Source organism: Caenibius sp. WL, from assembly GCF_019803445.1.
Lineage (GTDB): Bacteria > Pseudomonadota > Alphaproteobacteria > Sphingomonadales > Sphingomonadaceae > Caenibius.
This window is the reverse complement of sequence record NZ_CP081844.1, coordinates 3,356,258-3,374,154: the sequence shown is the minus strand read 5'-3', so window position 1 is coordinate 3,374,154 and position 17,897 is coordinate 3,356,258. Positions and strand designations below refer to the sequence as shown.

Below are 17,897 nucleotides of genomic sequence, written 5' to 3'. Positions count from 1 at the left end.
CCCCCCGTCCGTTATCAGAATTTCCGCTGGCCACGTTTCAGTTCGCGGATATCGTATTCTAGGGCGTGACACGCTTCCTTTCGGCGCTCGTTAACGAGCACAAGGTTCTCGTGTGTCCATCGCCGTAAGAGTGCCATATCGGCAGCGACCCAGCCCCACAGGCCGAGCATGATGATCCATTCCCACCAGGCCACGGCAGGTTAGCCCAAAGCTGCCAGAAGGCGACGCAAGTCATCCTCCTGGATCAGAATGCGTTGGGGGCCGTAGTGGTCGCATTCCTGGATAAGCATGAATGAGCCGCCGCCCATATCGAGCGCTTCGCCGTCCAGGATTTCGATAGTGGCCTGAGTGTTGTTGGTGGTTTTCATATCGTCGTCTGGGCCTCCCGCCCCTTGTTGGTGGTACAAAAATGGGGTACGAAACGCCCCATCTGAGACAAAGAAACTACGCAAATCAGCGGGTTTCCCGTGGGACCTATCTCCTCCTCGCGGGGCATCCAGCTACTTCCCTTGAAAATCAATCTTTTGCCTCAATCGGTTCGCCGTTCGCTATCCGATGCCCGGAATGGCGCGAAAGCGCGCAATCTCTCCCCAGGGGCGGAATCGTGCTGTTCCATCCATCGTTGAAATGCTGCTCCTCGCCGCATGGGGGGCTTGCTTTCGCGGATATTCGGAACGCGAAAACCTCTCGAACGTTGAGGGTCTTGCTTGCATGACGCAAGTACCAATCGCCGTCAGATGCTTTCGCATGCGCATGTCGAGGCATCCGGCGGCGACCACTGGGGAGTATGTTATGAAGAGATTTTCGAAACCGATGGCCGGACTTGTTTCGGCGGCCGTGCTGGGCCTTGCCCTTGCAGGGTGCGACAGCGCGCAGGAAAATGCCGCGGAAGACCGCGCCGATGCGGTGCGCGATTCCGCGGAAGCGCAGGCCGACGCACTGGAAGCGACAGCCGACAACAAGGACCCCGTCGTGGATGGCGTCGACAGCGCGGCTGAAAACGCACAGGAAAACACGGCCGATGCGGTTCGCGATGCAGGCGATGCGAAAGCGGATGCGATCGAAAAGCAGGCGGATAAGGCTCCTGCGCAGTAATCCGGGTTACAGGGCCGCCGCTGGGCGGCCCTGCAGGTGGTTTGCGATGATCGGCCAGGGCGAACCCTGGCCGTTTTCGTATGGTCAGTAAGGGTAGGTCAGGCCATAGAACTGATGGACCTGACGGCCGTAGGTTTCATCGAAATCCGGTTCGGCATTGGCGGCATAGCGCGGCGCTTCGTTGAGCGTTTCCTTGTCGAGGTCGATCACATAGCCGCCCTCGCTCTCATGATAGGTCAGCACCTGCCACGGCAGCGGGTAATAGTCGCTGCCAATGCCCAGGAAGCCGCCGAATTGCAGCACGGCGTATTCGACCTGGCCGGACCGCTTGTCGACCATGAAGTTGTAAATCGCGCCGAGCTTCTCGCCCTCGTGGTTGTAAACGGCGGTGCCTTCCACTTTGTTGGAAGCGATCAGGCGGCAGGTTTCATTCGTTTCTACAGTCATGGGATATCCTTTGCGGCGCCAGTCGGTCACCGGTTGTCATGGGGCGGTTGCAGCCGATCATCCTCGCCTTTCTGGCGGCGGCGTTCTTCTCGCGGCGCTTGTTCGCGGTCCCGTTTCTCCTGCCCTTTGTGCGCGGGCAGATGCGTGGGTGGCTCCGTCGTGCGGGCGGTTTGATCAGGCATAACATGCTCCGTGTCTGGGCGGGGGGCGACCCGCCCGGCGTGTCAGGCAGCGATCAGATTGACGGCAAGAGGCTGCGCTTCCGGCAGGCCGCCGTTCTTCTCCTGCGCCTGAAGATCCCTTTTGCGCATCATCATCTGATGGCGCAGCGCGACGAGATCCACATCGGTCTTGCGGCACTGGGCGAACATGCCGTCGCCGCGCATCTCTTCCTCATGCACGTGATGTTTGATGTCTTCCGACAGCACTTTCACCTTGGCATCGAAGAACTCGTCCTCGGGGCTGGACGATTCGATATCGTTGATCAGCACTTTGGCGCCGTCATGTTCGACATAGGCTTCGTTCAACGTGCTGTCGTCGATCTTTCCCCGGAAGCTGGGATAGAAGATTTCTTCCTCGATCGTCGTGTGCATTTTCAGTTCAACACAGATCTTGTGCGCCAGGCTCTGTTTCTTGCTCGCGGTCTTCGTGTTCTCGTATTGCTGGAACAGCTCTTCCACCGTGCGATGATCGGCTTTCAGAAGCGCGATGGCGTCCGTGAATTGCTCAGGCATAACCAATATCCTTGTTGGGGTGGAAAAGGGCGGCCGCAGCCGCCCTCCGATATCAGCGGTTCTGCTGGGGCTTCTGGTTTTCGCCCTGCTGGCGGCGCTGCTCTTGTTCCTGTTCCTGCTGGCGCTGCCTGTCCTGATCCTGGCCCTGCTGGCCGGGTTGGTTCTGCTGTTCCTGCTGACGCTGACGGTTGGTGTCCTGACCAGACTGGTTCTGCTGCTGGTTCCGGTCGTTCTGGTTGTTGGGCATACCATTCTCCGTGGTTATCCCGTCCGTTGATGAGACGCCTCGGAAGAGCATTCGTTTCCGTGCCGGAGCGGCGCAGCGACAAGGCGAACCGTTTATGGGATGAGCGCTGCCGGGGCTATTCAGCGCCCCGGGGGCGGCGCATTTCAGGCATCAAAAAACCTGCGGCAAACGGGTAAGGTTGGTGCCGCAGGTCAGTTGATAAACGCGTCTCGGTGAAAGAGACGACAGCTTAACGCGGAGGCCGCGCGGAGGTTCCGTTCATCGCGGTGATTGTGCCCGGATGCCGATCTGCCAGAATCCCGGCCCCCAGCGGATAACATCGGCAAGCTTGCGGTTGCCGTCCCACAGTTCCGCGGCGCGGCCCGATCTGGCATACAATGCCGGGCTCAACGCGGCGGCCGGATCGTCGGCATCGAATTCTATACGCTGTGCTTCGCCGCACTCATCCTGGGAAAAAACCAGCGAATAGGTTGGCATATCTTTCTCCATCCACCCGTAAGCCGAACGAGGAGGCTGGCGGAATTGCCGCTGCCCCGTGCCGTTCACCCCATACCGTTCACTTGGTGTCCTGCGCGGTATCCGAAACGGCTTCGCCGGCGGACTGCATATCTTCCCCGGCCCCTTCGATGGTGTTGCAGGCGGCCAGCAGGAAGCTGGCGGCCAGTGCGGCGGAAAGTACAAGCTTGGACATGGCGTCTCTCCTCATATTCTTGGGCAAACGCCTGGACGCCGCTTGGTTCCGCGCTTGGCGGCCAGTTTGCCGTCTTGCCGGGTGAACGGTGGGGTTTGAAAGACGGATTGCCGGGCTGGCCGCCGGGCCCCGAACATCCTGCAAGAAGAGGCGATGCACCGCGAACTGTCCGATATGTGGACAGAGCCGAGAGAGGTGGCGCATCTTTGCGGAAAACGCGATAAAACGATCTGGCAGGTCCGATGGCCGGCAAGGGGCGCAAAGGGTGATAAACGCCAGCGCCCGAGGGGGATTTATGCTGAAGGGCGTGGCGCAGTTTTTCCTGTTGATCGGCAGCGCGGCGATGCTGATCTGGATGATAAGCGAACTGGGCAACTGGCTGCGCGCGTTGAAAGCCCCCTGGCCGCAAAGCTTCGCCCATGCGCTGGGCGCAAGGTTTGGAAAAGCCTTGCAGATTGCCGCCGGAAGCGGCCTGCGTGACGGCCGGAAATCGATCCGCGCCCAGAAATGATTCGGTTCTCCGGGCGAAAGGGGGTAAAAGGCGGCCATCACCAGCCTGATTGAACGGCAGCTGGTGCCGAGAGACAGCATTGTTGCGTGCTCCCGCCAAGTATGGAGCATCGCCATGCGCCGAATGACCATTGTTCCCATCGACAAGAGCGAACCGGCAGCGATATTCAACGCTGACCAGACGGATGCTTTCCATATGGTCAGCCGGTTGAACTGCGGCGAAGCGGACGTGTTCGAGAACGATCAGTACAGGTTTTCGCTGAGACTCGAAGTGGGCGGCCTGTGGAACATTTTCCGCAGGACTGGCCAGGGCTAGACTGCCCTTCGCGTTACGCGTCCGACAGCGCCGGGTTCAATAACGTTCCAGCAGGCGCTCGACTGTCGTCCCCGTCGTGCTGTTGCGCCCGTCCCCGTCGCCGATATCGTGTTCCAGCGCTTCCCTGATTTTCTCGATCTCGGCGTCGGTCAGATGCTCGATACCCACGAATTCGACCCGCGCGTTTTCCAGCGCGCGCAGAACTTCGTCCAATTTCGCCTGCATCGCGGCCGCATCGCGGTTCTGGCTGTTCTGGATGAGGAACACGGCCAGGAATGTAAGCACCGTGGTCGCGGTGTTGATAATCAGTTGCCAGGTGTCGGAATAATTCAGGACGGGCCCGCTAAGCGCCCATACGATCACGAACAGAACGGAAATGATGAAGGAAACCGGCCGCCCCATGATGCGCGACGATCCGCCGGATATTCTGGTGAATATGTGATCCACGGAAAGCCTCCTGTTTGTATGGTGCTGGAATGTCTGGGGAGAAGGCGGGGCTGTGGTGCCCGGCTGCCTTCCGCTGCTTTTCGGCCTTCAGGAATGGGCGGGCGCGTTCCACAATGCACGGCGATAGCGGTCGAAGCAGCGCTTGCCTGCTTCCAGCCGAATCAAGGCCCCTTCCGCAATGGCGACGGCGCGGCGCGGGTCTTCTTCCACCAGTGGCAGGATCGCCTCGCGGTTCCAGTCGGCGCTATGCTTGATGTCCAGCATGGCGTGGAGGTCGAAATATTGCCGCTCCTTCCCGCTCAGGCCGATCCGGCGCAGCGCTTTGGCGACATAGGCGGAACGCCCGGACGCGGTCAGTTCGATGACCCCGAGCGCGCCGACGCTGTGCCATGCATAAGCGCGGGTGGTGGCCATCGCGGTCATCGCATTGGCCAGCGCCAGGCTTTCCCATACCGTGGTTTCGATGGCCGGATGCAGATCGAGCGCTTCGACAAGCCGCGCGAGCATCGGGCCATGCATGCCCTTGGCATTGCCGCGCCCCATCTCGTCCCAATAATTGCGCGCCAGCTCCAGCTTGGGGCCGGAAGGCAGCTTGACCTGAGTCAGGGCAACGAGATCGTCAAACCCCGCTTCGCCCGCCGCTTCCTGTTCGAGTATCCAGCAAATCTGGCTGCGGTCCGCCTCTTCGGCCAGCCATGGGAACAGGGGATCGCCCTGTCCGGGGCCGGCCACTTTGAGATTTTCGAACCATTCCATGAACGGGCCGGGCTCCCGGGGAACAGCCTTCGCCCTGTGGCTGACTTCCGCCCGCAGGCTTTCGAGGAAAGCCCGTTCGAGCCGCTGCATATTGTAGGCGCGCCTCTGCGCCAGTTCCCAATCGGCGGCGGGAAAGGCCGGGGCCAGCCGCTCCCGGTTCCAGGAAGAAAGTGTGCGTTGAAAGGTATCCGAAAGGAAAGGGGAAGGCAGATTTTCGAAAGGCTGCGTTGCCATTTTTTACATTCCACTTTTGGCTGGCGAAGTGGAATTGGAATGAACGGCATGCGGGCCGGTTCCCGGCCGCAAGGCAGGAAGAGGGCTTGAGAGGGCAGGCTCCCATCCCCAGAGCGCGACCCGCGATGGGCTGCGCCTCACGGCAGCGGACGGTGTGCGGTCAAAGCGTGGCCGCGCAGCCCTGGCGGAAAACGCCAGCGCTGCGAAAGGCCGTCAGCGGCGCCAGCGGCGGCGGTCGTAATGCCTACGATCGTGCCGGTATTCGCGGTAATCGCGGTAATCGCGATAGTGGTGCCGGTTGTAGTAATACCGGTCCGGGTAAGGGCGATAATACCGCCGGTCCTGGTAATAATAGCGATCGGGATAAGCGCGGTAATAGCGCCGGTCGCGGTAATAATACCGGTCGTCGTTGTCGGAGGCGATGGCCGCGCCGACGGCCAGGCCGATGATCCCGGCGCCGATCGCGATGGCGGCATCGTCATCACGGTCGCGATAGCCGTGGGCCTGGGCCACGGTTGCGGCAGTGAAAGTGCTCGCTGCCAGAGCGACCGCAAGGCTCAGGCGTTTGAAGGTAATGCCCATGATCCTTACTTCCTTTCCAGCGCCAGCCGGGGCGGAGAAGCCACGGCGGGCATCATGCAATGGCTAACCGCCCCGCTCTGAACCGGCCGTGAATTTCGGGCCGGTCAGAGCTGGATCGCGAGGGGCGATGACGGATGGGGCCGGGCGGTGCATCGGGCTCAGCAGCGGCGCTTGCGATCGATTTCCCGGCCGAGCAGGGCCCCGCCGGCGGCGCCGATGATCGTGCCGGGCGCGCGGTCACCATAGCGGTCGATGCTGCGCCCGAGCAGGGCCCCGGCCGCACCGCCGACGATCAGTCCGGTGGTGCCGCTCGTCCGGCAGCGCTGCTTATGGCGATAATAGCGGCGATCCCGGTCGTAGCGCCGGGATTCCTGATAGTATTCGCGGCGATACTCCCGGTGCCCGCGATAGCTGTCGTCATACCCGGAATAGCCGTGGCGATCATAACGCCCATGAGCCGATGCGCTTTCCGGCAAGGCTACGACAGTAGTCACGCCAAGTAGAGCGCCGAGAGCGAATTTTTTCATTGTAAACATACTTGGGCCTTTCCCTTATCATTGAGGGAAAACTAGGCCGGGCAAGATAACGCGCCGATGAACGATGTAGAGTGGCTTTCATCCGTCAGTCGCTGGCAAGGCTCCATCTGGCGCATTGCGTCCATGCGAAGAATCCTGCCCGTCATCCGCCGATGTGGGAATCCGGCAAAGATTTGCACCGCTGCAACCGCTTGACAGCGCGGGCGGGTTAATTGATATATGGCATATGGAAAATAACGCCGCAAAACGCCAGTCGACCGGGGCCGCGAAGCCGCGCGGCCGCCCTGCGCGTATTTCGCGGGACATGATTCTGGATGCCGCGGCGGCTCTGGCCGAAGCAAATCCCGATGAACTGCCTTCGCTCAACGGCATCGCCCGGGCGTTGAAGATTTCGCCGATGGCGATCTACACCTACTTCGCCAGCAAGGACGAACTGCTCCAGGCGTTGAGCGATCGCCTGCTGGCCGATTTCACGCTGGACATCGCGCCCGATACCGAACCGCTGGACGCGGTGATCCGCTGGGCGCAGGCCATGCGCGCGCATATGCTGGCCTGCCCGCAACTGATCAACGTGCTGGTATGGGAAGGCGGCCACACGTCGATTGCCTGGCTCGAACGCGGCATGGTTGTGTCCGAAGCTCTGGGCCGGATGGGCTTTTCGGGGGAAGCGCACGCCCGCGCCACGCTATGGGTGTGGCACGTGGCCATGGGGGCGATCAACGTCGAACTGCGTAACCGCGATGTGCCGCAGAATCTGACGCCGCAGGAACTGGCCAGTCTCGATCCGGTTACGCGCGGACAGGTGGAGCAGATGCTCAGCCTGACATCGCTGCCCGTCTTCGCGGAAGAGTTTTTCGCCTATCAGCTCGATCGCATGTGCGAAGGCCTGCGGGCGATGCAACGGAATATGGCGGCAGCCCAGCGATAAGGTGCTGCCAAGGGAGGTATGGCATGGATCAGGCGTTCATCGAACAACTGACGAAATCGATTGAAATCTACGGCTTCGGCGGGGCGATTTTTCTCACTTTCGTGCTGAGCGCGGAAATGCTTCTGCGCCGCCGCGAAGGCAAGTCGTTGTGGAGCCGGGAAGGGCTGAGCAGCCTTGCCCTGTTCCCGCTCGGGCCGGTGCTCGAGGGGGTGTTCATCAACGCCGCGCTGATCGGTGGGCTGACGTTCTTCTACAACCTGTCGCCGCTGCGCATTCCGGTCACCTGGTGGTCCTTGCCGATCTATTTCCTGGCGGCGGAATTCGCTTACTACTGGTTCCATCGCCTCGGCCACGAAGTGCGGTTGTTCTGGGCGGATCATTCGATTCACCATTCCGCGGAAACCTACGATTTCACAGTGAATCTGCGGCATGTGCCGTTTCAGGCGATCTATCGTCTGCTGATCTGGATTCCGATCGTGATGCTGGGCTTCAACCCGCTGGTGCTGGTGCTGATGGCCATCACCGCGCCCGCTTTCCAGACTTTCTGCCATACGACCCGCATCGGCCGTCTGGCGCCGTGGTTCGAATGGCTGTTCGTGACACCGCGCAACCACGGTGTCCACCATGCCTGCAATCCGATCTATATCGACAAGAACTATGGCGGGCTGCTGATGATCTGGGATCATGTCTTCGGCACCTATCAGGCCATGCGCGACGATGTGCCGCCGGTGTACGGCATCACGCATCCGCTGGAATCCAACAATCCGTTCAAAGTCATGATGCACGAGTTCACGCCGCTCTTTCGTGATTTCCGGGGCGCCCCGACCTGGCGCCAGAAACTGGGTGTGCTGTTCGGGCGGCCAGGGGAAACCTTCGAAATGCCGCGTCCGGTCAAGCAAGGCTCGCAGCTCGTGGCGGAACCTGCCGAATGATGCCGAACGTCGATATGTGGACAATCGCTGCTGTATTGGCCGTGTTCGCCTTGCTGGCGACGCTGCGGTTGTCCATTCCCGCCCTTGCCGGGCGGAAATTGGGGGCCGTGGCCGATTTCCTGACCAATCCGGCCTGGCTCATGCCGCTTATCCTGGGGATGTATTTTGCCGTCGGCCTGATGCTGTCGGGGGAAGCTTCGCCCTGGCCGCCGGCGACCCGCGCCATGTTCGAGAACCGGTGGGGGATGTGGGCCGGCATCACCGGGTTCATTCTGGTGGTGATCGTCGATCTCTGGCTGATCTGGACGCCGAGCATGGTGGCCCGCCGCTTTGCCGGGCCCGAAAGCCAGCATGCGGTGAAAGCGCTGCCGCTGTTCAACGTGCTTTTCGGGCTCGCCGTCATCGCTCTGTTGCTGATCTTCATCGGCTGATCGCGAGACGGCGCTTGCCCGGCGCAAGTGCGCTGCTTACGGCGTAGGGGCAAGACCTACGCCGTAACAAGGAAACCGCATGAGCGAGCGCAGCGACGATCGGGGGCTGACCGATCGCAAATTCTACAAGGCCAAGCAGGAAGCGGCGTTTTCCGAAGCCGCGATCATGCGCACCCCGCAGACGCAGCATCCGGCCTATCGTCTCGCTTTTCAGGATCCCGACTTCCTCCTGCGCGAGGATCTGCGGCCGATCCGCTTCCAGCTCGAACTGCTCAAGCCGGAAATGCTGCTGGAAGAAGCGGGGGTCGGCTCGACTCTGGTGTTCTACGGTTCGGCGCGCATCCCCGCCCCGGATCAGGCCGAAGCGCTGGTGGCCGCGGCGGCGGCGGGTGACGAGGGGGCGCAGGCCGTGGCCCGCAGCCTGGCCGACAAGGCCAAGTATTACGATGAAGCCCGCCGGCTGGCCAAGCTCGCCAGCGAATGCGCGCCGATCGAACAGGGCAAGCGCCAGTTCGTCGTCTGTTCGGGCGGCGGGCCATCGATCATGGAAGCGGCCAATCGCGGCGCGCTGGAAGGCGGGGCGGAATCGGTCGGGCTCAATATCGTTCTGCCGCATGAACAGGCGCCCAACCGTTTCGTCACCCCCTATCTGTCGTTCAATTTCCACTACTTCGCGCTGCGCAAGATGCATTTCCTCATCCGCGCGCGCGCCGTGGCGGTCTTCCCCGGCGGCTTCGGCACGCTGGACGAACTGATGGAACTGCTGACTCTGATCCAGACCGGCAAGATGAAGCCGATCCCGATTCTGCTGTTCGGCAAGCAGTTCTGGGACCGGGTGATCAATTTCGAGGCTTTGGCCGAGGAAGGCACGATCAACCGCGACGATCTCAACCTCTTCAGTTGGTGCGAAACCGCCGAAGAGGCATGGCAATGCATTACCGATTTCTACGATCTCGATTGCGGGGTGTGCACCGACTGATGGCCCAGCGGGCCATGCCCGCTGCCGTATCCGGGCGCATGGCGTAGCGCCTGCCGCACGAAATCGCGCGCCCGGGCAATCGCCTCCGTCAGCGGCAGGCCGTGCCCCAGATGGGTGGCGATGGCGCTGGCGAAAGTGCAGCCCGTGCCATGGGTGTGGCGGGTCACGATGCGATCGTCCTGCCATACCACATCGTCATGGCCGGGGCGCACCAGCCGGTCTTCCACCACCGGCCCTTCGGCGTCGCCGCCTTTGGCGATATAGACGATACCGCGCCGCGCCATCGCCGCCGCGCCGCCCAGCGCGGCCAGTTCCGGCACGTTGGGCGTGGTCAGGGCGGCCAGCCGCATCAGCCGCTCAAACGCGGCGATGGTCGCTGCGTCGGCCAGCACCGAACCGCTGGTGGCGATCATCACCGGATCGAAAATCACCGGCGCATCCAGCGTTTCCAGCCTGTCGGCCACCAGCGCGGCGATGTCGGGCGATCCCAGCATCCCGATCTTGACCGCGTCGACCCCGATATCGCCGATGCAGGCATCGATCTGCGCTGCGACCATGGCCGGGGGCAGGGCCTGCACCCCGTGCACGCCGGTGGTGTCCTGCGCGGTGATCGCGGTGATCGCGGTCATCGCATAGCCGCCCAGCATGGTCACGGTCTTGATGTCGGCCTGAATCCCCGCGCCGCCGGAACTGTCCGAACCGGCGATGGAAAGGATGCGCGGCGGCCCGCCGGATGGGGGGGGCACGCCGGTTACGCCGCCTCCGCCACGGCGGCGCAGATATCGTTCACCACCTGCGTGACCTGGGCGGCATCGTCGCCCTCGGCCATGACGCGGATCACCGGCTCGGTGCCCGATGGGCGGATGACCAGCCGGCCCCGGCCCGCCAGCGCGGCCTCTGCCTCGGCGATGGCATGTTGCACCGCGACGTTTTCCAGCGGCGCGCCGCCGGTATAACGCACGTTCTTGAGCAGTTGCGGCACCGGGTCGAACAGATGGAGCAGTTCGCTCGCCCGCTTGCCCGACTGGACCAGCGCCCCCAGAACCTGCAACGCGGCCACGCAGCCATCGCCGGTGGTGGCATGATCGAGCAGGATCACGTGGCCGGATTGTTCCCCGCCCACATTGTAGCCGCCCGCCCGCATCGCGGCGAGCACATGGCGGTCGCCCACTTTGGTGCGCACCAGCGACAACCCGATATCGTCGAGAAACCGTTCGAGCCCGAGATTGGACATGACCGTGGCCACCACGCCGCCGCCCTTGAGCATCCCCCGGGCGGCATAGTCGCGGCCGATCAGCGCCATGATCTGGTCGCCATCGACCGTCTGCCCCTTTTCGTCGACCACGATCAGGCGGTCTGCATCGCCATCCAGCGCGATGCCGATATCCGCGCCTTCGGCCACCACCCGGGCTTTCAGCGCATCGAGCGAAGTCGATCCGACCCCATCGTTGATATTGACGCCATCGGGATTCACCCCGATCGCCACCACTTCGGCGCCCAGTTCCCACACGGCGGACGGGGCGACGGTGTAGGCGGCGCCATGCGCGCAATCGACCACCACTTTCAGCCCATCCAGCCGGACGTTGTCAGGCAGCGATTGCTTGATCGCGTGCATATACCGCCCGCGTGCATCGTCGATCCGGCGGGCGCGGCCGATGGCTTCGCCCTGCGCCAGCGTGTGCGGCTGGTTGATCGCCTGCTCGATCGCCAGTTCGTCCTCATCCGACAGCTTGAAGCCATCGGGCCCGAACAGCTTGATGCCGTTGTCTTCGAACGGATTGTGGCTGGCCGAAATCATCACGCCCAGATCGGCGCGCATTTCGCGGGTCAGCAGGGCCACGGCGGGGGTGGGCAGGGGCCCCGTCATCACCACGTCCATGCCCACGCTGGTGAAGCCCGCCACCAGCGCGTTTTCCATCATATAGCCGGAAAGGCGGGTGTCCTTGCCGATCACCACCCGGTGGCGGTGCAGGCCGCGCACGAAATGGAGGCCAGCGGCCTGCCCCACTTTCAGCGCGGTTTCCGCTGTCATCACGCCGTCATTGGCGCGGCCTCGTATGCCGTCAGTCCCGAAATATTTGCGAACCATGCGTGGGTCCATCCTCTTGCAAGCGCAGGCATATGCGCACATGGCGTTATTGCGGGCAATGACATGTCCGCCCGGCCGCGTCGATAAGGCTGATCGAAAAGATTGTGCAACGCAAGGCGAGCCGGAGCGTTAGGGGGAGAAGACCAATTGCAACCCATGGAGAAATCATGTCTTTCCAACTGATCGAACTTCCTTTCGACAGCGTCGCGCTGGCCCCCGCCATTTCCGCCGAAACGCTGTCGTTCCATCACGGGAAGCATCACAAGGCCTATGTCGACAAGACCAATGCGGCTGTCGAAGGGACCGATCTGGCCGGCAAGTCGCTGGAAGACGTCGTCGTTGCGGCGCGCGGTTCGAACCAGGGCCTGTTCAACAACGCCGCTCAGACGTGGAATCACGGTTTCTACTGGTATTCGCTGACCGGCACGGCGAGCGCGCCCTCGGGTGATCTGGCCGCCAAGATCGACGAAGCTTTCGGCTCGTTCGATGCGCTGAAGGAAAAGCTCGCCGAAATCGGCGCGGGCCACTTCGCCAGCGGCTGGGTCTGGCTGGTTGAAAAGGGCGGCAAGCTGGCGCTGGCCGAAACGCATGACGCCGATACGCTGGTGGATGGCGATGCGAACCCACTGCTCGTGATCGACGTGTGGGAACACGCCTATTATCTCGATCATCAGAATGCCCGCCCGAACTATCTCAAGGCGGTGATCGACGGTCATCTCAACTGGGATTTCGCGGCCGAGAATCTCGCTCGCGGCAAGGCATGGAAGTATCCGGGCTGATCGGCTTGGCCGATACCTGATCTCAGGGGAAGCGCCCTCATCCGGGGCGCTTCCACCTGCGAGCTTCAATCCTGCCGGCCGTTGCCGGCGATTTCATCCAGTTCGCCGAGAATGGCGCTATGGGCTTCGTCATCGCCATGGCCGCGGTGAGGGATGGCGCCGTCTTCCAGCATCGCGTTCAGCGCGGCGCGGGCGCGCCCGACGCGGCTTTTGATCGTGCCGACCGCACAGCCGCAGATTTCCGCCGCTTCTTCATAGCTGAATCCGCCAGCCCCGACGAGCAGCAGCGCTTCGCGCCGTTCGGGCGGCAACTGCAACAGCGCACGATGCATATCGGCCAGATGGATCGGCTCCTCCTGCCCGGCCGGGGCGGTGAGAATCCGTTCGGCCACGGTTTCATCGTAATCGCCGCGAAAACGGTTGCGCCGCATTTCGGTGAGATAGGCATTGCGCAGGATGACGAACGTCCACGCGCGCATGCTGGTGCCGGGCTGGAACCGGTCACGCGCGGCCCAGGCCTTGAGCATGGTTTCCTGCACCAGATCGTCGGCCATGTCGGGCCGGCCGCAGAGCCCGCGGGCAAAAGCGCGCAGATGCGGAATGACGGCCGAAAGCTCACGCTTGAAGCCGGCTGGCTCTTCAGAGGCGGGGCCGCTCATTTGTTGGGGTCATCCAGTTTCGCCAGGAGATCCTTGAAACTGTCGGGCAGCGGTTCCTCCACCACGGAATCGTAGAGGCGGCGAAGGCCACTGGCCCAGTCGGGCTTTGCGACCGGGGGGTGAACTGCGTGCGTGCCACGCCCGGGCGCTGTTTTCTTGCTTTTGTCGATCATGCCGTTGCGATAAATTCCCGATGATCCCCGATGGTCGGGGAATCTTGCATTGCAATCTGGAACGAAATTCGACCGTACTTGTTCCCTTCGAGTGAGAATGTGAAGGGGGTTTGAGGGCTCCTGTGGAATCGGGCATCGCGCTCTGCCAATCGAGGCGTCGGAGTTTGGAATTTTCCGGCCGTACAATTGGGTATGAAAGACAAAGCAGGACGGCACTTGAGCAGTATTATGCCCGCCAGAATCGAATTCAGGCAATGGCTGCTGCGTTTCCCGCGTGCATTCCCTCTTGTTATATTCTTACTTAGTCTTGTTGTAATTGGCATCAGTGTCTATGCGATTGAAAAGTCCGAGGCGCAGAAAGAAAAAGCCCAGTTGCAACAGACCGCTTTGGCGGTCGGTGTTGCGCTCGAACGGCGCGCGGATGCCAATGCCGCTTATCTGCGCGCCTCCTCGGCGCTGCTCTCGCATCAGGCAGAAATCACCGGGACAAGTTTCAGCCGCCTGATCAGCGAACTGAAGATGCAGGACGATTTTCGCGGGGCGGAAAATGTCGGTTGGGGTCCGGTGGTGCCGCGGGCGGAGATTCCCGCCTTCGAAAAACGGATGACCGAGGAATATGGCCGCGCTTTCAGGATCTATCCGGCGCTCCGGCCGGATCAGGCCTACGCCATTCCTCTGGCCTATGTCCTGCCAGCAAACGAACTGACGCTCGGCGCGATCGGTTTGAACATGCTGTCCGATGACGGCGGGCGCGGCGCATTGAAGAAAGCCGCGACCAAGGAACGCCCGGTGGCGAGCGACAAGCTGGTGCTGATTCAGGGCAGGGGCATGCGTCCCGACGGCTTTGTCATGTACATGCCGGTGTTCGAAGCCAATTCCGGCAGCAAGAGAGTGCGGGGCTTCGTCACCAGCGCTTTCAATGCGCAGAAATTCCTCGAATCCGCGCTGCATAGTGAGCCCCTGGGTGGATACGGGGTGCGGCTGTACGATCGCAAGATCGCTCCGGATCGGTTGCTGGCGCAGGCGAACGCCCCGGAAAGGGAAGGGATGACCGTGGTCCGCGGGATGACGATCGCGACTCGCCCCTGGGTGCTGCAGGTGTGGGCGCCGCAGCGCGATACCTTGTCGCCGCTGTCGTTGCTGGCGTTGATCTCCGGCCTGCTGATCGCCAGCCTGCTAATGGTCGTTGCCCGGCTGTTGACGCAGCAGGCGCTCGAAGACCGGCTGGCGCTGGCGTGGCTGGAACAGCAGAATTCCATCCGCCTGTCGCTGACGCGTGAACTGAATCACCGGGTCAAGAACACTCTGGCGAACGTGCTGTCGCTGATCGCGCTGACCCGGCGCCGGGCGACCGATCTCGACAGTTTCGTGGATGGGCTGGACGGGCGGATTCGCGCCTTGTCGGCCACGCACAACCTGCTCACCCAATCGGAATGGGGGGCGACGCCTATCCGCGCCGTGATCGAAACCGAATTGGCTCCTTATACCAAAGGCGGGGAACATCTGGTGACGCTGACCGGCCCCGATATCGAACTGGCCCCCAACGATGCGCTGTCACTCGGGCTGGCGATTCACGAACTGGCGACCAATGCGGCGAAATACGGCGCGCTCAGCACAGCGCAGGGCAGCGTGGCCGTGTCGTGGCATCTCGTTTCCGATACGCTGGCGCGGATCGAATGGGTGGAGAAGGGCGGCCCGCCGGTCCACGGCGAAGGCAATCGCGGCTTCGGCCTCGATCTGATCGAAAAGATCGTGGCGCACGAACTGGGCAATCCGGTGGACTTGCGGTTCGAGCGGCACGGCGTCGAATGCGCGCTGACCGTGCCGGTGCGGCAGGCCAGCGAATTCGCCATTCGCGCGCGCCGTCAGCCCCGGCAAAGCGAAACGCCGCCTTCTGCCTGAGAAAGCGGCGGCAACACGGCGCGTTTTTCCGTGATATTTTGTTCAGGCGCGCGCGATGCGGCATGCAAACGCGCGCAGGGATGCCGAATGCCATCCTGCGCGCGTGGGGCTTCTTCCTGTCAGGGGAGGGGGCGGCTCGAACCGAAGAACAGCGCCTGGCTGATCGCGGTGCGAACGGTCACTTCCTGAAATGGCTTGGTGACCAGATAGGTGGGTTCGGGGCGGTCCCCGGTCAGCAGCCGTTCGGGATAGGCGGTGATGAAAATCACCGGCACGTCGCCGATCTGCAGGATATCGTCCACCGCATCGAGGCCGGAGCTGCCGTCGGCCAACTGGATATCGGCCAGAACCAGCCCGGGCATCCGTTCCGCCACGACCTGCCGCGCCTGGCTGCGCGTGGCGGCCGTCCCGCAGATCGTGTGGCCCAGCGAGGAGACGAGTTCTTCGAGTTGCATCGAAATCAGCGGTTCGTCCTCGATAATGAGGACACTGGTGGTCGATTCACGGTCGATTTCGGCGATGGCGTCGCGGATCAGGTCTTCCACCTCGTTTTCATCCCGTTCGAGAATCTGCGCGGTTTCGGCCACGGAGAAATCTTCCAGCGTGGTCAGCAGCAAAGCTTGGCGGTTGAGCGGGGTGATCGTGCCGAGCCGTTCGCGCACGGCCGCTTCGTGTTCGCCCGCGCCCGCGGCATCGCCCGGCGGAACGTCGAGATAGGCGCTGGACCAGACCTTGTTGAACGCATTGTAGAGCGGCACGCGCCCGCCGGAAAGCGATTCCTGCAAGGCCTTGTCGGCGAGGACCGCTTCGAGCGTGGCATGAACGAAGGCATCGCCGGTCGCCTGTGAACCGCTGAGGGCACGGGCGTAACGGCGAAGAAAAGGCAAATTGTTAGCGACTTGCGCGCTGAGCGACATAAAACCCCTTCCCGGTAGAGAGATGGCTAGCGTACTAGAAACTCATACGGCGGGAGCCTGTTCCTGACTTTTCGTGCCATCAGGTAATTTCCATGATCCGGTTTCGCGGCATGGCCGGGCAGCGCCCGTCTTTCCCTCTTTTTCGGGGGTTTAGAGAGAATTTTCAAAAAATCGTCTGGGCCGGGAACCGATGGCTTGGCCGGGCATTTCTCCCATGTCACCGCCGAGACCTCCCCCTCCCGTCCAAACGGCTGGTGATACGATCCCGAAAGGCCTCCGCCCGGAAACGAGCGGAGGCCTTTTTATTGGGAAACGGGAAATGGCCCAGGACCCGCGTGGGTCAGAGTGGTTTCTGATACACTCGGTATTCGCGGTTCACCGTGCTGTCGATCGCATCGGCGATGGCCACCATTCCCTGATTGTCTTCCAGAATCCAGCCGATCTCCCCACGATCCGCGCCGTAATGCGCCACCGCATTGCGGCGGATGAATTCGATCATCATGAAAGCGAGCTGGCTGGCGAGGCGGGAATTCTGCAAATCCTTGCGGACGCCCATCAACGGCACGCGCATGGTGCGGGTACGCGGCTTGCGCATCCAGGACAGCAGCTTGATCCAGTTGAACGGCAGCAAGCGGCCGTTGAACGGCTTGAGCACTTCGTTGATGTTCGACCAAGTCAGCATGAAAGCCACCGGTTCGCCGTCCAGTTCGGCGATCATGTTCAGATCTTCGCGAATCAGCGGCTTCATATGTTCGCCCGCGTACTTCGCCTCACGCTCCGTAAACGGCACGAACCCCCAGTTCTTGGACCAGGCATCGTTGACCAGTTGGATGACGATATCCGCTTCGCGCTTGAATTCCTTGAGTTCGACCTGGCGGACCCGGATGCGCTTGTTGCGTTCACCCGAGGCGACGATCCGCTGCACCAGAGGAGGGAATTCCCTGGTGATATCCAGTTCATAGGTGAGCATGCTGGTCGCCTTGGTATAGGCGAGCGCTTCGATCCATCCCTGATAAAGCGGCGAATGATGGCCCATCATCACGGTGGGATCGTGATCGAAACCCTTGACCAGCAGCCCCGGCTCTTCCCAGACGGAGAGGCTGAGCGGGGCCACGACCCGGGTCATGCCTTTCGCGCGCAGCCAGTCTTCCGCCGTGGCGATCAGCGCGTGGGCGGTTTCCTCGTCGGCGGCTTCGAACATGCCCCAGTTGCCCGTGCCGGGGCCGAGCCCCTGTTCGGGCGGCTGTTCGAGAGCGAGAAAATCGATATGCGCCGATATGCGGCCGACCACGTCCTTGCCCCGCCGGGCCAGGAACAATTGCATTTCGGCATGGTCGTGGAACGGGTTCTTGCCCGGTGTCAGAATCTCGACCATCTCGCGGCGCAGTGGCGGCACCCAATGCGGATCGCTGGCGTTGAGGCGATAGGCGCAGTCTATGAACGCGTTGAAATCGCGCTTGCCGTTGACCGGCGAAATGACGAGGGAAGCCTGGGTCACAATACGTGCCTTTGT

The 17,897-nt window shown here is 62.2% G+C and carries 26 protein-coding genes; 10 read left to right on the top strand and 16 right to left on the bottom strand.

The window, feature by feature from the left end; all coding sequences use genetic code 11:
• Positions 1 to 200: 200 nt before the first annotated feature.
• A complete protein-coding gene (locus tag K5X80_RS16300) occupies positions 201 to 368 on the bottom strand; it encodes a hypothetical protein (protein WP_222558749.1) in 168 nt (55 codons plus the stop codon).
• Between the two features lie 424 nt (positions 369 to 792).
• Between K5X80_RS16300 and K5X80_RS16295 the strand changes: the two genes are divergently transcribed.
• A complete protein-coding gene (locus tag K5X80_RS16295) occupies positions 793 to 1,095 on the top strand; it encodes a hypothetical protein (RefSeq protein ID WP_222558748.1) in 303 nt (100 codons plus the stop codon).
• A gap of 84 nt (positions 1,096 to 1,179) precedes the next feature.
• Here K5X80_RS16295 and K5X80_RS16290 read toward each other — a convergent pair whose 3' ends face one another.
• The 3 genes from K5X80_RS16290 to K5X80_RS16280 are packed head-to-tail and all read right to left on the bottom strand — an operon-like array spanning position 1,180 to position 2,276.
• The gene (locus K5X80_RS16290) at positions 1,180 to 1,542 is read right to left on the bottom strand and encodes a PRC-barrel domain-containing protein (protein ID WP_222558747.1); all 363 of its coding nucleotides are present in this window, start codon (positions 1,540 to 1,542) and stop codon (positions 1,180 to 1,182) included.
• A 26-nt stretch (positions 1,543 to 1,568) separates the two neighbouring features.
• The gene (locus tag K5X80_RS16285; RefSeq protein WP_222558746.1) at positions 1,569 to 1,724 is read right to left on the bottom strand and encodes a hypothetical protein; all 156 of its coding nucleotides are present in this window, start codon (positions 1,722 to 1,724) and stop codon (positions 1,569 to 1,571) included.
• A gap of 42 nt (positions 1,725 to 1,766) precedes the next feature.
• On the bottom strand, positions 1,767 to 2,276 hold the full coding sequence (locus K5X80_RS16280; RefSeq protein WP_222558745.1) for a hemerythrin domain-containing protein: 510 nt from the start codon (positions 2,274 to 2,276) through the stop codon (positions 1,767 to 1,769).
• A 19-nt stretch (positions 2,277 to 2,295) separates the two neighbouring features.
• Here K5X80_RS16280 and K5X80_RS16275 point away from each other — a divergent pair, with 19 nt between their 5' ends.
• Positions 2,296 to 2,553, top strand: a complete 258-nt coding sequence (locus K5X80_RS16275) for a hypothetical protein (RefSeq protein ID WP_222558744.1) — start codon at positions 2,296 to 2,298, stop codon at positions 2,551 to 2,553.
• 228 nt (positions 2,554 to 2,781) lie between these two features.
• On the opposite strand, the gene K5X80_RS16270 is transcribed toward K5X80_RS16275, so the two are convergent.
• Both K5X80_RS16270 and K5X80_RS16265 read right to left on the bottom strand, forming a co-directional pair.
• Positions 2,782 to 3,000, bottom strand: a complete 219-nt coding sequence (locus K5X80_RS16270; RefSeq protein WP_222558743.1) for a hypothetical protein — start codon at positions 2,998 to 3,000, stop codon at positions 2,782 to 2,784.
• A gap of 79 nt (positions 3,001 to 3,079) precedes the next feature.
• Entirely contained in the window at positions 3,080 to 3,214 is a 135-nt protein-coding gene (locus tag K5X80_RS16265) for an entericidin A/B family lipoprotein (protein ID WP_222558742.1), read from the bottom strand.
• Between the two features lie 307 nt (positions 3,215 to 3,521).
• Between K5X80_RS16265 and K5X80_RS16260 the strand changes: the two genes are divergently transcribed.
• Both K5X80_RS16260 and K5X80_RS16255 read left to right on the top strand, forming a co-directional pair.
• Positions 3,522 to 3,725 carry a hypothetical protein gene (locus K5X80_RS16260; RefSeq protein WP_222558741.1) on the top strand — a complete coding sequence of 68 codons (204 nt, stop codon included), beginning with the start codon at positions 3,522 to 3,524 and terminating at the stop codon, positions 3,723 to 3,725.
• Positions 3,726 to 3,848: 123 nt separating this feature from the next.
• Complete coding sequence (locus K5X80_RS16255; RefSeq protein WP_222558740.1) at positions 3,849 to 4,040, top strand: hypothetical protein; 192 nt, start codon at positions 3,849 to 3,851, stop codon at positions 4,038 to 4,040.
• A gap of 36 nt (positions 4,041 to 4,076) precedes the next feature.
• On the opposite strand, the gene K5X80_RS16250 is transcribed toward K5X80_RS16255, so the two are convergent.
• From K5X80_RS16250 to K5X80_RS16235, 4 genes are all read right to left on the bottom strand, one after another.
• A complete protein-coding gene (locus K5X80_RS16250; protein WP_261390574.1) occupies positions 4,077 to 4,487 on the bottom strand; it encodes a low affinity iron permease family protein in 411 nt (136 codons plus the stop codon).
• A gap of 87 nt (positions 4,488 to 4,574) precedes the next feature.
• Positions 4,575 to 5,477 carry an iron-containing redox enzyme family protein gene (locus K5X80_RS16245; protein WP_222558739.1) on the bottom strand — a complete coding sequence of 301 codons (903 nt, stop codon included), beginning with the start codon at positions 5,475 to 5,477 and terminating at the stop codon, positions 4,575 to 4,577.
• A 213-nt stretch (positions 5,478 to 5,690) separates the two neighbouring features.
• The gene (locus tag K5X80_RS16240; RefSeq protein ID WP_222558738.1) at positions 5,691 to 6,059 is read right to left on the bottom strand and encodes a hypothetical protein; all 369 of its coding nucleotides are present in this window, start codon (positions 6,057 to 6,059) and stop codon (positions 5,691 to 5,693) included.
• Between the two features lie 158 nt (positions 6,060 to 6,217).
• The gene (locus K5X80_RS16235; protein ID WP_261390573.1) at positions 6,218 to 6,553 is read right to left on the bottom strand and encodes a glycine zipper 2TM domain-containing protein; all 336 of its coding nucleotides are present in this window, start codon (positions 6,551 to 6,553) and stop codon (positions 6,218 to 6,220) included.
• Between the two features lie 268 nt (positions 6,554 to 6,821).
• Here K5X80_RS16235 and K5X80_RS16230 point away from each other — a divergent pair, with 268 nt between their 5' ends.
• From K5X80_RS16230 to K5X80_RS16215, 4 genes are all read left to right on the top strand, one after another.
• On the top strand, positions 6,822 to 7,523 hold the full coding sequence (locus K5X80_RS16230; RefSeq protein ID WP_222558736.1) for a TetR/AcrR family transcriptional regulator: 702 nt from the start codon (positions 6,822 to 6,824) through the stop codon (positions 7,521 to 7,523).
• Positions 7,524 to 7,546: 23 nt separating this feature from the next.
• Positions 7,547 to 8,455, top strand: a complete 909-nt coding sequence (locus K5X80_RS16225) for a sterol desaturase family protein (protein ID WP_222558735.1) — start codon at positions 7,547 to 7,549, stop codon at positions 8,453 to 8,455.
• Positions 8,452 to 8,886: a hypothetical protein gene (locus tag K5X80_RS16220; RefSeq protein ID WP_222558734.1), complete on the top strand. Its 435-nt coding sequence runs from the start codon at positions 8,452 to 8,454 to the stop codon at positions 8,884 to 8,886. The genes K5X80_RS16225 and K5X80_RS16220 overlap by 4 nt, the downstream gene beginning before the upstream one ends.
• 79 nt (positions 8,887 to 8,965) lie before the next feature.
• Positions 8,966 to 9,865, top strand: coding sequence for an LOG family protein (locus tag K5X80_RS16215; RefSeq protein WP_222558733.1), 900 nt, complete (start codon positions 8,966 to 8,968; stop codon positions 9,863 to 9,865).
• Here the strand turns inward: K5X80_RS16215 and thiD are convergent.
• Both thiD and glmM read right to left on the bottom strand, forming a co-directional pair.
• Entirely contained in the window at positions 9,832 to 10,611 is a 780-nt protein-coding gene (thiD, locus tag K5X80_RS16210; protein ID WP_261390572.1) for a bifunctional hydroxymethylpyrimidine kinase/phosphomethylpyrimidine kinase, read from the bottom strand. The genes K5X80_RS16215 and thiD overlap by 34 nt on opposite strands.
• Positions 10,612 to 10,616: 5 nt before the next feature.
• Complete coding sequence (gene glmM / locus K5X80_RS16205; RefSeq protein ID WP_222558732.1) at positions 10,617 to 11,954, bottom strand: phosphoglucosamine mutase; 1,338 nt, start codon at positions 11,952 to 11,954, stop codon at positions 10,617 to 10,619.
• 167 nt (positions 11,955 to 12,121) lie between these two features.
• Between glmM and K5X80_RS16200 the strand changes: the two genes are divergently transcribed.
• Entirely contained in the window at positions 12,122 to 12,733 is a 612-nt protein-coding gene (locus tag K5X80_RS16200; RefSeq protein ID WP_222558731.1) for a superoxide dismutase, read from the top strand.
• A 65-nt stretch (positions 12,734 to 12,798) separates the two neighbouring features.
• Here the strand turns inward: K5X80_RS16200 and K5X80_RS16195 are convergent, their stop codons facing one another.
• Together K5X80_RS16195 and K5X80_RS16190 are read right to left on the bottom strand one after the other, a co-directional pair.
• On the bottom strand, positions 12,799 to 13,392 hold the full coding sequence (locus tag K5X80_RS16195; protein ID WP_222558730.1) for a sigma-70 family RNA polymerase sigma factor: 594 nt from the start codon (positions 13,390 to 13,392) through the stop codon (positions 12,799 to 12,801).
• On the bottom strand, positions 13,389 to 13,565 hold the full coding sequence (locus tag K5X80_RS16190; RefSeq protein ID WP_222558729.1) for a NepR family anti-sigma factor: 177 nt from the start codon (positions 13,563 to 13,565) through the stop codon (positions 13,389 to 13,391). The genes K5X80_RS16195 and K5X80_RS16190 overlap by 4 nt, the downstream gene beginning before the upstream one ends.
• A 372-nt stretch (positions 13,566 to 13,937) precedes the next feature.
• Between K5X80_RS16190 and K5X80_RS16185 the strand changes: the two genes are divergently transcribed.
• A complete protein-coding gene (locus K5X80_RS16185) occupies positions 13,938 to 15,467 on the top strand; it encodes a CHASE domain-containing protein (protein WP_222558728.1) in 1,530 nt (509 codons plus the stop codon).
• Between the two features lie 119 nt (positions 15,468 to 15,586).
• On the opposite strand, the gene K5X80_RS16180 is transcribed toward K5X80_RS16185, so the two are convergent.
• Both K5X80_RS16180 and K5X80_RS16175 read right to left on the bottom strand, forming a co-directional pair.
• Positions 15,587 to 16,384, bottom strand: a complete 798-nt coding sequence (locus K5X80_RS16180) for a response regulator (RefSeq protein ID WP_222558727.1) — start codon at positions 16,382 to 16,384, stop codon at positions 15,587 to 15,589.
• A gap of 340 nt (positions 16,385 to 16,724) precedes the next feature.
• Positions 16,725 to 17,882, bottom strand: coding sequence for a hypothetical protein (locus K5X80_RS16175; protein ID WP_222558726.1), 1,158 nt, complete (start codon positions 17,880 to 17,882; stop codon positions 16,725 to 16,727).
• Positions 17,883 to 17,897: the final 15 nt, after the last annotated feature.